The sequence below is a fragment of the Paenibacillus sp. VMFN-D1 genome, assembly GCF_003386155.1.
GTDB lineage: Bacteria > Bacillota > Bacilli > Paenibacillales > Paenibacillaceae > Paenibacillus_AQ > Paenibacillus_AQ favisporus.
On the sequence record NZ_QRDU01000004.1, the window covers coordinates 563,508 to 576,754 of the forward strand.

Genomic DNA, 13,247 nt, shown 5'->3' on the forward strand with positions numbered 1-13,247 from the left:
GACCAGGAGGGATCAAACGATGGAAAGGAAAATGCTCGTTACCGGCGGAGCAGGGTTTATCGGAAGTAATTTTATTATATACATGCTGCAAAAGTATCCTGAACTGGAAATCGTCAATATGGATGCGCTGACCTATGCCGGCAACCTTGAAAACCTCAGCTCCGTCCAGAATCATCCTCATTATTCATTTACGGCGACCAACATTACCGATGCGGAGGCTGTGGAATCATGGTTTCAACAGGGGATCGATATCGTCGTCAACTTTGCGGCTGAATCCCATGTGGACCGGAGCATTCTGGAACCGGATATTTTTGTGAAGACGAATGTGCTGGGGGCGCAGGTGCTGCTCGATGCAGCCCGGAAGCATGGGGTGACCAAATTCGTTCAGGTGTCCACCGACGAGGTATACGGTACGCTGGGTGATACGGGCCTTTTTACGGAAGAAACACCGCTGGCTCCGAACAGTCCTTACTCCGCGAGCAAAGCCGGAGGAGATCTCATGGTCCGGGCCTATTATGAAACATTTGGACTGCCCGTAAATATCACCCGCTGTTCCAACAATTACGGTCCGTATCAGTTTCCGGAAAAGCTGATTCCGCTCATGATTTCCCGCGCCCTCAACGAGCAGCCGCTGCCTGTTTACGGCGACGGGTTGAATATTCGGGACTGGCTGTACGTCGAAGACCACTGTTCTGCCATCGACCTTGTCATCCATCAGGGCAAGCCGGGCGAGGTTTATAACATTGGAGGCAACAATGAGCGGACGAACCTTCATATCGTCAGAACGATATTGGAGGAACTAGGTAAACCGGAATCATTAATTACGCATGTTCAGGATCGGCCGGGGCATGACCGCCGTTACGGAATCGATCCTACCAAAATAACGAGGGAACTTGGATGGAAGCCGAAGTACGATTTTGAATCCGGCATCAAGGAGACGATTCAGTGGTATCTGGATCATAAGGATTGGTGGGCGCGTATTCAGTCCGGTGAGTATCAGGATTATTACAAGAAGCAGTACGGTTCCCGTTTGGGGGACGGCTTATGAAAGTCCTTGTGACAGGAGCTGAAGGACAACTTGGCCGGGATGTGACTGCCTTGTTCCAGCAAGCGGGGCATCAGGTTCTGGGCTGCGGGCGCTCCATGCTCGATATTACCCGTTTGGATGCATGCCAGCAGGCCGTTGCTGATTTCGGGCCGGACACGATTGTCCACTGCGCGGCCTACACGGCCGTGGATGCGGCAGAAACGGACATTGACGGGGCTTACCGGGTTAATGCGATCGGCACCAGGAATATGACGACGGCAGCGGAGAACTGCGGAGCCAAGCTGGTATACATCAGCACGGATTATGTTTTTAACGGAAGGTCTTCGGTTCCTTACCGAGAATATGACGTGACTGATCCCCAGAGCGTCTACGGCAAAACCAAACAGGCTGGTGAGCAATTCGTGCAGAGCCTGTCTTCCCGGTACTTCATCGTTCGGACCTCTTGGGTATATGGTGCGCATGGAGCCAATTTTGTTAAAACGATGCTACGCCTCGGTCAAGAAAAGCCCGTGCTGCAGGTCGTCAACGACCAACTGGGTTCTCCTACGTTTACAGTAGATTTGTCCCGCTTTCTGCTCGAACTCGTCCAAACGGAGAAATACGGGATTTACCACGCCTCCAATGCGGGGCAGTGTACCTGGTTTGATTTCACCCGGGCTATTTTTGACGAAGCGGGCAAAGCTGGAATCCAGCTGACCGCCCGACTTGAACCCTGCACAACGGCTCAATTTCCACGTCCTGCTCCCCGTCCTGCATATTCGGTCATGGATCACATGGCGATTCGGGCCAATGGGCTGACTGATTTGAGGGATTGGCGAGAGGGACTGCATGATTTTATTCAAATCTACCTACCAAAAATCAAAAATCAAGGAATAGAGTAGATTAGAACTCTCTAATGAAAAGTTCGATCAGGCACCGTCTGCTGCGGTGCTTTTTTCTTTTCCCAGCATTCCCCTCCCCCCTCATCGTTTGACACCCCTCCCGTCCGGGTAATCTCTACATACTAATCTCTTTCTTCGGCTCCCAACGAATCAGACACGCTCCCCTCACGCTTACGCTGGTGAAAAGGATGTGATATCGATGAGGAAATGGGTGGCATTGCTGGCGCTGGTCGTGGCGGCCGGCCTGATGATGTGGGTTCCCCAAGGAAGCTCCAAGGACATCAACAACAATTTTACCGATTACCGGGTCATTTCCCACGCGATGGGCGGAATCCGCGAGCATGCGTATACAAATTCCTACGAGGCGTTTATTGCCAACTACGAAAAAGGAAACCGTGTATTCGAGGTGGATCTGCTTCTGACGGCGGACGGCCATTTGGTGGCCAGGCACGAATGGACGCAGTACATGACCGAGCTGCTGGGGCAAAAGGGTGAGCTTCCGGAGGACAAGCAGTCGGGGAGACTGACCTACAGCGACTTTAAAAACAGTAAAATCCTCGGCACATACGAGCCGCTGGATTGGTCGGATATTTTGGACCTGATGGAGCATTATCCCGATATTTATATCGTGACGGATACGAAGGAGCAGGAGCCGGCGGATATGCAAAAAGAGCTGGAGATCCTCGTAGATACGGCGAAAAAACGCGATCCCGCGCTGCTGAAAAGGGTCGTGCCGCAAATTTACGATCAGCCGATGCTGGACATGGTGAACGGTATTTATGAGTTTCCGTCCATTATATACACGCTGTATGCGACCAAGGATACGGATCAGGAAGTCATCGATTTCGCTGCCAGCCATTCGATTGAGGCGGTTACGATCCCGGAATCCCGGGCGAAGCCAGACTTTCTGGCCAAGCTGAAAAAAGCGGGCATCACGGCTTATGTGAATACGATTAACGATCCTTCCGAAATTGGCAGGCTGCAGCGAATGGGGGTTACGGGCGTGTATTCTGACTTTGTAACGGAACAAGAGCTTGGAGACAACCGCTGGCTGGTTGCCCTCGGGTGGTAATTGCATCCATATTGTTCATCGGATGAATCGTTTATGACCTGAAAGATATGCTTCTCTACCCGGAGCATATCTTCTTTTTTGCGTGCGGCGGATTGGCGAAAAAATGTTCGTATTTTATGCGAACACAAATTGACACTCACCCGGTGCTGACATAGACTAGATTTATGAAGATTTGTCGTGGAGGAATGCCGTTTGATGCAAATGATTATGCCATGGAGGCATGTGTTTAAGCTTGACCCGGATAAGGAGATCTCCGATGAGGCGCTGGATGCGGTGTGTATGTCCGGTACGGACGCCGTCATGGTGGGCGGGTCCAGCGGGATAACGTTCGATAACACCGTGGAGCTGCTGTCCCGTATTAGGCGATATGAGGTGCCCTGCGTATTGGAGGTATCCGATCTGGAGGCGATCGTACCGGGTTTTGATCTGTATATGATCCCCATGGTGCTCAATGCTTCGGATTCGGCATGGCTCGTTGGCCATCATCAGCGGGCGGTAGAGGAATATGGTTACATGATCCCGTGGGAGCTGCTCGTTCCCGAAGGATATATCGTCCTGAACGCGGATTCCACGGTTGCCCGCTTGACCGGAGCACAGACCGAGCTAGATGCGGCCGGAGCAGCGGCGTATGCCCAGGTTGCGGACAAGCTGATGTCTCTGCCGGTTGTCTATGTGGAGTACAGCGGGACGTTCGGGGACATGGAGACCGTGCGTCACATTCACCGCTCGCTGAACGGGGCCAAGCTGTTCTATGGCGGAGGCATCAAGGATGCCGAATCGGCCCGTCAGGCTGCTGACGTATGCGACACCATCGTCGTCGGCAACGCCGTTTACGAAAATTTGAAGCAGGCGCTGCTGACGGTTAAGGCTGTTAAGGAATAAAAGTAAGTGGATTTAGACCGTCGTCGGTACTACCTCTAATCCCCAAATGCATATAACCGCTAACCGGTATAATAGATGCTGGCCGTTGGGCCACACTGCATACCGCTTTTATGATGTCCTATCATATTTGTGAATTTCTATAGCAGGAAGGAGCATGCACGCATGCAACCTATTGATATACAACAGGCAATACAACGATTGAACCCGCAGCAGCGCCAAGCCGTGGAAGCCACGGATGGGCCGCTGCTCATCATGGCCGGCGCGGGGAGCGGCAAGACCCGGGTTCTCACACACCGGATCGCTTACCTGATTGCAACCCGCAAAGCTCCGCCTTGGGGTATTCTGGCCATTACGTTTACCAACAAAGCCGCACGCGAGATGCAGGACCGGGTAGCCAAGCTGGTCGGCAATGAGGGCCGGGACATTTGGGTATCCACGTTCCACTCGATGTGCGTCCGCATTTTGCGGAGAGATATTGAACGCATCGGATTCACCTCGAACTTTTCCATTCTGGACTCCACAGACCAGCTGTCCGTTATCCGCAACTGCATGAAGGATCTGAACCTTGACACGAAGAAATTCGAGCCGAAGGCGATCCAATCCGTGATCAGCACGGCGAAGAACGAACTGGTGACGCCGGCGCAGTATGAACAGAAGGCGGGAGACTATTTCGAAGGCCTGGTCGCCAAGGTGTACACGATGTACCAGAAGCGGCTCAAGGCCAACAACTCGCTGGATTTTGACGATTTGATCATGGCTACGATCCAGCTGTTTAAGGAAGTGCCGGAAGTGCTGGATTTTTATCAGAAAAAGTTCCAGTACATTCATGTCGACGAATACCAGGATACGAACCGGGCGCAGTACATGCTGTGCCGGATGCTGGCCGACAGCCATCACCGGATTTGCGTCGTCGGCGACAGCGACCAGTCCATTTACCGCTGGCGCGGTGCGGACATCAGCAATATTTTGAATTTTGAAGAGGACTATCCGGAAGCGCGCACCATTCTGCTCGAACAGAACTACCGCTCCACCGCGACGATTCTGAACGCAGCGAACGAAGTCATTGGACAGAACACCGGACGTAAACCGAAGAAGCTGTGGACCGATAAAGGCGAAGGCGCGAAGATTAAAGTGTATCGGGCCGACTCGGAGCATGACGAAGGGTATTTCGTCACCTCGGAAATTAGCAAGAACGTAAATCAGGGCAAGTCGTACCAGGATCACGCCATCCTGTACCGGACCAACGCCCAGTCCCGGGTGATCGAGGAAATTTTGATCAAGTCGGACATTCCGTACCAAATCGTCGGCGGCATCAAGTTCTACGACCGCAAAGAGATCAAGGATATGCTGGCTTATCTGCGCCTGCTCTCCAATCCGGATGACGATATCAGCTTGACGCGGATCATTAACGTTCCGAAACGGAGCATCGGCGATACGACGGTGGCGAAGCTCGCAGCAGCGGCTGCCGAACGGGGAGCGTCCATCTTCCGCGTGCTGGAGTTCGTTGACGATCTGGGCTTTGCCGGACGGACCCGGAATGCGCTGGTGGAGTTTTACGATATGATTTCGGCCCTTCATCAGATGGTGGAGTACCTGTCCGTCACTGAGCTGACCGAAAAAATACTGGAAATGTCCCAGTACCGGGTCGACCTGCAGCGCGAGAATACGCTTGAATCCCGGTCCCGCCTGGAAAATATCGACGAGTTCCTGTCTGTTACGATGGAATTTGAGAAGAATAATGAAGATAAGTCGCTGGTGGCGTTTCTGACCGATTTGGCGCTCATCGCCGACATCGACAGCATGAATGACAGCGAGGAAGACCGCTCGGATGCGGTTGTCCTGATGACGATGCACAGCGCCAAGGGGCTGGAGTTCCCGGTGGTGTTTATCATCGGCATGGAAGAAGGCGTATTCCCGCACAGCCGGGCCTTCCAGGATAATGAGGAGCTGGAGGAGGAGCGCCGGCTGGCTTACGTCGGGATTACCCGCGCGGAGCAGCAACTGTTCCTCTCCTGCGCGCAGATGCGCACCTTGTTCGGCCGGACGACGGCGAACCCGCCTTCCCGCTTCCTGGATGAGATCCCGGAAGAGCTGAAGGAAGATACGGTCGTTGCCCGTGATCGCTACCGCCGCGGAGGCAACATTGGCGGTTCTTATGGCGGCAGAGGTTTTGGCAGCGGCGGAAGCAACTTCGGCAGAAGTGCTGCGCCATCTTCGCAGAGCGGTTCGACGGCCACTTCGGTTGGCCGGGAGAGCCGGGTGACGGTGACTACCTCCACTCCAGCCAAAATGGCAGCAGCGGGCAGCACCTCGGACCTCACCGCCCTGAAGGCGGGAGACAAGGTCTCCCACGGCAAATGGGGCATCGGGACGGTCGTTTCGGTCAAAGGCAGCGGCAACGATACGGAGCTGCAGATCGCTTTTCCGGCCCCGGTTGGCGTGAAACGCCTTTTAGCCGGGTTTGCGCCGATCACCAAAGTGGAAAATTAAAATTATGAATCTATAGACGGAGGGATGACCCTGCATGGATCCGAAGTTGACCATGGAGCAGCTCGTAGCCGAGCTGAATAAGCACAATTATCAATACTACACGCTGGATGCGCCTGTCATTAGCGATAAAGAGTACGACGCTTTGTACGACCAGCTCGTTGCATTGGAGAAGGAGACCGGCATGACGCTGCCGGATTCTCCGACACAGCGTGTAGGGGGAGAGCTGCTCAAAGGATTTGTCCAGCATCGTCATCTGGCTCCGCTGTGGAGCTTGGATAAGGCCCAAAATATCGAACAGCTTGGCAGCTGGAACGCAAGGGCTGTAAGGCTGGTTCAAGACTATAACAAGAAAAACCCGGATAACCCTCTGCCCGAGCTGAGCTATGCGGTGGAGCTGAAATTTGACGGGCTCACGCTTAATTTGACTTATACCAACGGAAGATTGGTCCAGGCGGCCACGCGCGGAAACGGTGTAGTCGGCGAAGGCATCCTTCCGCAGATCAAGACGATTAAGTCTGTGCCTTTGAGCATTCCATATAAGGACGGAACGATCGAGGTGCAGGGCGAAGGGATTATGAACCTTTCTGTCCTTGAGGAGTACAACAAGACGGCGGCTGAGCCGCTCAAGAACGCCCGGAACGGGGCAGCAGGAGCGCTGCGCAACCTGAATCCGAAGGTGACCGCCGAGCGTCGGTTGAATGCCTATTTCTACAACGTGGGCTATTCGGATAACATCCGGTTCGACAGCCATAAGGAAATGATGGATTTTCTGCGGGAAAATCATTTTAAAGTCAATCCTTACATCACGTATTTCGATAACTTCGACGATGTGATGGAACAGCTTGCCGAAATTCAGGAGCGCCGTTCCAGCCTGGACTATCTCATTGACGGAGCGGTTATCAAAATCGTCGACATGCGCACGCGCGAGGCGCTCGGGTATACGGACAAATTCCCTCGCTGGGCGGTAGCCTACAAATTCGAGGCGGAAGAGACGACGACCGTGCTGGAATCCGTCAGCTGGAACGTAGGCCGCACTGGCAAGGTAACTCCGCTCGCCCGGGTAGAAGCAGTGGAACTGGCAGGCGTTACCGTCCAGAACTGTACGCTGAACAACGTGGGGGACATCGAGCGCAAAAACCTGAAATATGCGCTGGGTACGCGCGTGTTTATCCGCCGTTCTAACGACGTCATTCCGGAGATTTTGGGTAAAGTGACCGAAGAGAACGACGGCGGTGAAATCATTTATCCGGAGCATTGCCCGGCGTGCGGCTTCCCGCTGGAAATGCGCGGCGCCCATCTGTTCTGCAACAACAAGCTGAACTGCAGGCCGCAAATCATCGGACGGATTACGCATTTCGCCTCCCGTGACGCGATGGACATCGAGACGTTCAGCGATAAAACGGCAGGACAGCTGTACGACGAACTGAACGTGCGCGAAGCGGCGGAGCTGTATGAGCTGACGTTTGAGCAGCTGGTGAAGCTGGATCGTTTTGGCGAGAAAAAGGCGATGAATCTGCTGGAGGCGATTGAGAAAAGCAAGGGAAGGGATCTCGCTTCCTTCCTGTACGCATTGGGTATTCCCAACACCGGCAAATCCACAGCCAAAATGCTGGCGGACCATTACCGTGATCTCCACGCCGTGATGAAAGCCGACATAGAGGAGTTAATCGCTCTTCCGGATGTCGGCGGCATTGTCGCCGAGAGCATCGTGAACTTCTTTGCTGATCCGTTTGTGGTAGCGGGCATCGAGAAAATGCTCTCCCTCGGCGTGCAGGCGAAGGCTCCTGAGGCACCTCAGGCGGTTAAAACCGACTCCTTCTTTAGTGGGAAAACGGTCGTATTGACCGGCACGCTGCACCAAATGACCCGCGACGAGGCGTCGGCGCAGCTGGAGGCGCTGGGAGCGAAAGTGACGGGCAGCGTCTCGGCCAAGACGGACCTGCTCATTGCCGGAGAGAAGGCCGGCAGCAAGCTTGCCAAAGCGAAGCAGCTCGGCATCCAGGTGATCGAGGACGAGGACGAGTTCATCCGTCTTTTGAACGAAGAATCGAACTAGTTATAGAACGTGACTTTAGGAAGTGATAACACAGTCCTGGCTCATTGAAAAATGGGTCCAGGGCTTTTTCTTTTTATCTCATGCTGACATTGCTGTTTTGATCTTCGATGGAACTCGCATGAAGGGGCTCTCTGCATGAAGCCGGATTTCTGCTTGCGGTGGAATTTTAAGGGAATGTTAAGGATTTCGCGGGTGTTTGTTAAGAATTGTCTGGTATCCTTTTGCGCATAGGTAGGTGAGTTTTCCGCTTTGCTGAGAGGAGGCCTGAGTTTTGAGAAAATGGTTAACGGTTCGGGCTGCTTATCTGTATACAGTGACGGGCAGCACTTTGTTGAGCGGTATCGTTCTCTTTTTGACATACCGTGTCTTTGTGTGGTCCTATGCGCATGTTTCGCCCGATTCATTTTTTGCCAGGCTGGCCCGTGGTTTGGTGAACTATATTGGTAGAACGCCGATAGCCGCCGTTGTTTTTTTGATCGTGTTTGCCGGTTTGTTCATGCTTCGCTCGCAAAAGCTTGCGGATGATATGAAACAGATCGTGAGAGCGGCGGAGTAGCTGGCAGATCGAGGATCCTTCCGTGAACTGAAAGTTGCCACCGGTGGTGAGTTGAAGGCATTGGCGAGCCACTTACAAGGTATTCGTAGATGGATGACAACATCTCCAGCATCTTCAGCCGATCGAATATCCACACCGCCCATCCAAAATGAAACGACTCCGCTTTTGGACAACGAAGAGGTCATGGCGGTCATTTTGCGAATCAAATCTCTGCTCCGCACATTGGAGGCTGCGGATTTGGACAGTCAGCGGCCGCCAGACTTCGATATGGAATCCGTGAAGCGGGAAGCGCAAGGACTGGAGAGGCTTCTGGAAAGCCTGATGACGGCGTCATGAACAGCCTGCAGGCAAAGGTTTGGCGTAAGGTGATGAGGGGGTTCTACCTCTCGTTCGATGTCGCGGTCATCGGTACGGTGATCGTACTGGCGGGTTTGTTTTATGTACATACGTACGGAGGCATCGTCGTGGGGCGTCATCCCGAGAAACTGGTATTGCCGGAGTCGAGCATCCTGGTGGCATCGGATGGGACCAAGCTTCGGAAAATACCACTGCCGGAGTCGGGCTACAGGGCCAAGGCGCACCTGGAAGAAATGCCTGATTTGCTGTTGGACACTTTTTTGGCGGTGGAGGACCGGAGTTTTTATAGACATAATGGACTGGATTACAAAGGGATTGCGCGTGCGGTATACACCAACTCCACCCATATGCGGATTTCGGAAGGCGGCAGCACCATTACACAGCAGCTGGCCCGAAATCTGTATCTGAACCGGGATCAAACGCTGCTGCGCAAGCTGAACGAGGCTTCTATTGCTTTGTCTCTGGAGAAACGCTTGTCCAAGCATGACATATTGGAATTGTATTTGAATGAGATTTACATGGGGGATGGGCAATTCGGCATCAAATCTGCGGCGGAGCATTATTTCGGGGTGACGGATCTGAAAAAGCTCAGTGTGGCGCAAATCGCCTCCTTGGCTGCCATTCCGAAGGGACCGTCCATTTACAATCCGTTACATAAGGGCGACCTGCCCATACAACGGCGCAACGTAGTGCTTGGTATTATGAAGCGGCAAGGTTTGATCACCCGTGAAGACATGATCTCTGCTATGAATACGAAATATCAGCCGCCGGCAAAGGTGAATCCTCTTGTGCTGGGGGCCTCTTATATGGATGCTGCTCTCAAGGAAGCCTCACAGCGAACAGGCAAAACGTTGGAAGAGTTGAAGACAGGTGGGTATACCATTGTAACGGGAATGAATATGGCTGCACAGGCTGCACTGGAAGATACCTTCGCCAACCCGGATTTCTTTCCGCCGGACGGCAAGGATCAGCAGGTTGAAGCAGCGATGGTGATTATGGATCATCGGACGGGAGAGATCGTGGCGCTGACCGGAGGCAGGCATCCTGCTGCAGGCAGCTTGAACCGGGCCGTGGTTGATGCCAGGCAGCCGGGTTCCGCCTTTAAGCCGATTATCGCTTACGGCCCGGCCCTTGAGAGCGGTGAATTTTCACCGGACAGCATGCTTCAGGATCGCAAGGTAGCTTACGGGAGCTACAAGCCTCAGAATTTGGGTGGAGCTTATCAGGGGCAAATGACCATGAGGCAAGCGCTGCAGCAGTCTGTAAATGCTCCAGCCGTATGGCTGCTGCAGCAGGTAGGGATTACAAAGGCGACACAGTTCGCAGCGAAGCTGGGCATTCCGCTTACATCTGAGGATGCTAATTTGTCCATTGCGCTTGGCGGCGTTCATTCCGGCGTCTCTCCCTTGAAAATGGCGCAGGCGTACAGCGTGTTTGCCAGTGGAGGGATTTATCGTGACGCGCATCTCGTACGGCAGATTACGGATTCAAAAGGTCGGGTGCTGTATGCCTACCGTCCGGATGAACGCCAAGTCATCTCGCATTCGACGGCGGAAAATATGACGAGCATGCTGCGCGGCGTCGTGAACGAGGGTACAGGCATGAAAGCGAGGATGAACCGGCCGGTAGCGGGCAAAACCGGCACGACGCAGCTTGACCTGCCCGGCGGCAGCAGCAAGGGAAACCGCGATCTTTGGTTCGTCGGCTATACGTCGGAATGGACTGGGGCTGTATGGATGGGGTTTGACAGAACGGATGCGGATCATTACATGACCGCAGGCAGCGGGAAGGCCGCCGCCTTGTTTTCAGCGGTCATGAGGAGGGGGCTTGAACGTTGATTGAAGGGCTGCCGGAGCGAGTTATGTCCTTTTGGCGTCCGGAAGCCAGGCATTTTTATCGTAACCCCGTTCTTCCCAATAGCCGATATGGTCGCCTTGAATCAATTCAATCCGGTTTAACCATTTGACGGACTTATAAGTATACATTTGGGGAACGATCAGCCGTACCGGACCGCCGAGATCGCTTGGAATGGGCTTGCCGTCGTGCAGAACGGCCACCATAATGTCGTCCATGCGAGCCTGTTCCATCGTTATAGAGTCCGTGTAGACCCCGTCGCCCGAATAAAACTTCACAGTTTGTGCCGCGGGCTGAACCCCGGCTTCATCCAACAATTTTTTAAGGGGAATGCCCTCCCAAGTGTTATGGTACACTGACCAACCGGTGACACAGTGAAAATCGCTGACCTGGACCAGACGTGGGAGGTTTACGAATTGTTCCCAGTTCCACTGCAGCCGTTTATTAACGAGCCCATCTACGGTAAAAGACCAGTTGGCATTATCGAATGAGGGAATGGGGGTTACCGTGTAGATGCGAAAATTACCCTTAGCCCCTCCACCGATTGGAGTGAGGGATTCCGCGGCAGGCGTGGGTGCCGGAACCAGATGGTTGGCATCCCTTTCGAGAAGTTCCTCCATGTTTTGCTGAGACGAACCGATACTGCTGCCCAGCCATTTGATAAAAGAAGGCCCGAACGCTACCGCCATACCTACCCCGATCGCTGATCGGATGAAAGCTCTGCGCGTGTAGAGCGGCTCGTTTGCAGTATTTGCTGCAGCTGGCCGGTCAGCCCCGGACTTTACCGTCCGCCGGTGAGGCTCTTTAAGCCATTGGGTACGGGTAACCGAGTGATAGATGATATAAGGCAGACCCACCCATGTGAAGAGGTCGTGAATCGTCAGAGCGGGGTTGGACCATGCCGGGCCGAATGTTCTGAACTGCCACAATACCACCCCGGAAAGAAACCAGCCGGCCAGCAGGAACAGTACGATGATGACATTCCACTTCTGCTTCGGGCGGTCCTTCAGCAGCTTCCAGTGCTTGCCCGCCAGAAAGAGGTAGTAGACGACGGGAAGGAGCAGGGCCAAGCCGACACCGATATGGAGCCATTTCAGCCAGACCCTGCCTCCGCCAAGCGCCTCGCGCCAGAACCCAAGGGGAAGAATCACTCCGCTAAATGCCAGAAAGGCAACCATCCATGCGTTCCAGCGGTGAATGGCGGCCAGCTTCTTGCCGATGCCCTTGCGGATCTTGTTTAACCAATCGCTCATTTGTCAGCCTCCTTGTTAAGAAAACACAAAGTAACGGTACTGCGAGTATTGACCCTCTACTTATGATCCTTTTGAGTAGATAAGCACATGGTGAGAACCAATACAGCAAGAACAGAATTCTAAGCCTGGCGATCAACTGTTAATGCATTATAGTTACGTCAGTGAAGAAGAGAATTGGCTAACAATAAGTAAGTAAATTTTACCACAACATAAATTTAAAAAAACTGTTGCATAATAGGCGGTATCCGTGATATATTATTTCTTGCCGCTAAACAAGGCGGTGATTCAAATCTTCTCAATGCTTGCTAAATAAGTGTTGACACGAAATGAATGGCATGATACAATATAATCCTGCGTCGGATTTGAAAATAATGTCGAATGCAGCGATCAAGTTCCTTGAAAACTGAACAAATGGATGATGTTTTAAACTGAGATTAAATCAATCTCGTCAGATTCAAAATGAGCTACAAACTTTCTTGGAGAGTTTGATCCTGGCTCAGGACGAACGCTGGCGGCGTGCCTAATACATGCAAGTCGAGCGGACTTGATGGAGAGCTTGCTCTCCTGATGGTTAGCGGCGGACGGGTGAGTAACACGTAGGCAACCTGCCTGCAAGACCGGGATAACCCACGGAAACGTGAGCTAATACCGGATATCTCATTTCCTCTCCTGAGGAGATGATGAAAGACGGAGCAATCTGTCACTTGCGGATGGGCCTGCGGCGCATTAGCTAGTTGGTGAGGTAACGGCTCACCAAGGCGACGATGCGTAGCCGACCTGAGAGGGTGAACGGCCACA

Annotated in this window: 10 protein-coding genes and 1 rRNA gene; 10 read left to right on the plus strand and 1 reads right to left on the minus strand. The window is 53.2% G+C overall.

All coding sequences use genetic code 11. The features are described 5' to 3' along the window. Nucleotides 1–19 precede the first annotated feature (19 nt). From rfbB to C7820_RS26380, 9 genes are all read left to right on the plus strand, one after another. On the plus strand, nucleotides 20–1,048 hold the full coding sequence (gene rfbB, locus C7820_RS26345; RefSeq protein ID WP_116233528.1) for a dTDP-glucose 4,6-dehydratase: 1,029 nt from the start codon (nucleotides 20–22) through the stop codon (nucleotides 1,046–1,048). Continuing rightward, entirely contained in the window at nucleotides 1,045–1,929 is an 885-nt protein-coding gene (rfbD, locus tag C7820_RS26350) for a dTDP-4-dehydrorhamnose reductase (RefSeq protein ID WP_116233529.1), read from the plus strand. Before rfbB ends, rfbD begins: the two co-directional genes overlap by 4 nt. Before the next feature lie 199 nt (nucleotides 1,930–2,128). Then, nucleotides 2,129–3,001: a phosphatidylinositol-specific phospholipase C/glycerophosphodiester phosphodiesterase family protein gene (locus tag C7820_RS26355; protein ID WP_116233530.1), complete on the plus strand. Its 873-nt coding sequence runs from the start codon at nucleotides 2,129–2,131 to the stop codon at nucleotides 2,999–3,001. A 195-nt stretch (nucleotides 3,002–3,196) separates the two neighbouring features. Next, nucleotides 3,197–3,883, plus strand: coding sequence for a heptaprenylglyceryl phosphate synthase (gene pcrB, locus C7820_RS26360; RefSeq protein WP_116233531.1), 687 nt, complete (start codon nucleotides 3,197–3,199; stop codon nucleotides 3,881–3,883). A 162-nt stretch (nucleotides 3,884–4,045) separates the two neighbouring features. After that, a complete protein-coding gene (gene pcrA / locus C7820_RS26365; RefSeq protein WP_116233532.1) occupies nucleotides 4,046–6,373 on the plus strand; it encodes a DNA helicase PcrA in 2,328 nt (775 codons plus the stop codon). 34 nt (nucleotides 6,374–6,407) lie between these two features. Next, complete coding sequence (ligA, locus tag C7820_RS26370; RefSeq protein ID WP_116233533.1) at nucleotides 6,408–8,429, plus strand: NAD-dependent DNA ligase LigA; 2,022 nt, start codon at nucleotides 6,408–6,410, stop codon at nucleotides 8,427–8,429. A 271-nt stretch (nucleotides 8,430–8,700) separates the two neighbouring features. Beyond that, on the plus strand, nucleotides 8,701–8,985 hold the full coding sequence (locus tag C7820_RS26375; protein ID WP_116233534.1) for a hypothetical protein: 285 nt from the start codon (nucleotides 8,701–8,703) through the stop codon (nucleotides 8,983–8,985). Nucleotides 8,986–9,078: 93 nt separating this feature from the next. After that, the gene (locus C7820_RS33340; protein WP_147306307.1) at nucleotides 9,079–9,321 is read left to right on the plus strand and encodes a hypothetical protein; all 243 of its coding nucleotides are present in this window, start codon (nucleotides 9,079–9,081) and stop codon (nucleotides 9,319–9,321) included. Further along, on the plus strand, nucleotides 9,318–11,180 hold the full coding sequence (locus C7820_RS26380) for a transglycosylase domain-containing protein (RefSeq protein ID WP_116233535.1): 1,863 nt from the start codon (nucleotides 9,318–9,320) through the stop codon (nucleotides 11,178–11,180). Before C7820_RS33340 ends, C7820_RS26380 begins: the two co-directional genes overlap by 4 nt. A 21-nt stretch (nucleotides 11,181–11,201) precedes the next feature. Here C7820_RS26380 and C7820_RS26385 read toward each other — a convergent pair whose 3' ends face one another. Next, nucleotides 11,202–12,449, minus strand: coding sequence for a molybdopterin-dependent oxidoreductase (locus C7820_RS26385; RefSeq protein WP_116233536.1), 1,248 nt, complete (start codon nucleotides 12,447–12,449; stop codon nucleotides 11,202–11,204). A gap of 473 nt (nucleotides 12,450–12,922) precedes the next feature. On the opposite strand from C7820_RS26385, the gene C7820_RS26390 reads away from it, so the two are divergent. Beyond that, nucleotides 12,923–13,247: ribosomal RNA gene (locus tag C7820_RS26390) — 16S ribosomal RNA — on the plus strand; the annotation flags it as partial.

Bases quoted from the DNA above. Each gene is read 5' to 3' on its own strand.
- rfbD (WP_116233529.1), top strand. From the start codon at position 1,045: ATGAAAGTCCTTGTGACAGGAGCTGAAGGACAACTTGGCCGGGATGTG.
- C7820_RS33340 (WP_147306307.1), top strand. From the start codon at position 9,079: ATGACAACATCTCCAGCATCTTCAGCCGATCGAATATCCACACCGCCC.
- pcrA (WP_116233532.1), top strand. From the start codon at position 4,046: ATGCAACCTATTGATATACAACAGGCAATACAACGATTGAACCCGCAG.
- rfbB (WP_116233528.1), top strand. From the start codon at position 20: ATGGAAAGGAAAATGCTCGTTACCGGCGGAGCAGGGTTTATCGGAAGT.
- ligA (WP_116233533.1), top strand. From the start codon at position 6,408: ATGGATCCGAAGTTGACCATGGAGCAGCTCGTAGCCGAGCTGAATAAG.
- pcrB (WP_116233531.1), top strand. From the start codon at position 3,197: ATGCAAATGATTATGCCATGGAGGCATGTGTTTAAGCTTGACCCGGAT.
- C7820_RS26380 (WP_116233535.1), top strand. From the start codon at position 9,318: ATGAACAGCCTGCAGGCAAAGGTTTGGCGTAAGGTGATGAGGGGGTTC.
- C7820_RS26385 (WP_116233536.1), bottom strand. From the start codon at position 12,449: ATGAGCGATTGGTTAAACAAGATCCGCAAGGGCATCGGCAAGAAGCTG.
- C7820_RS26355 (WP_116233530.1), top strand. From the start codon at position 2,129: ATGAGGAAATGGGTGGCATTGCTGGCGCTGGTCGTGGCGGCCGGCCTG.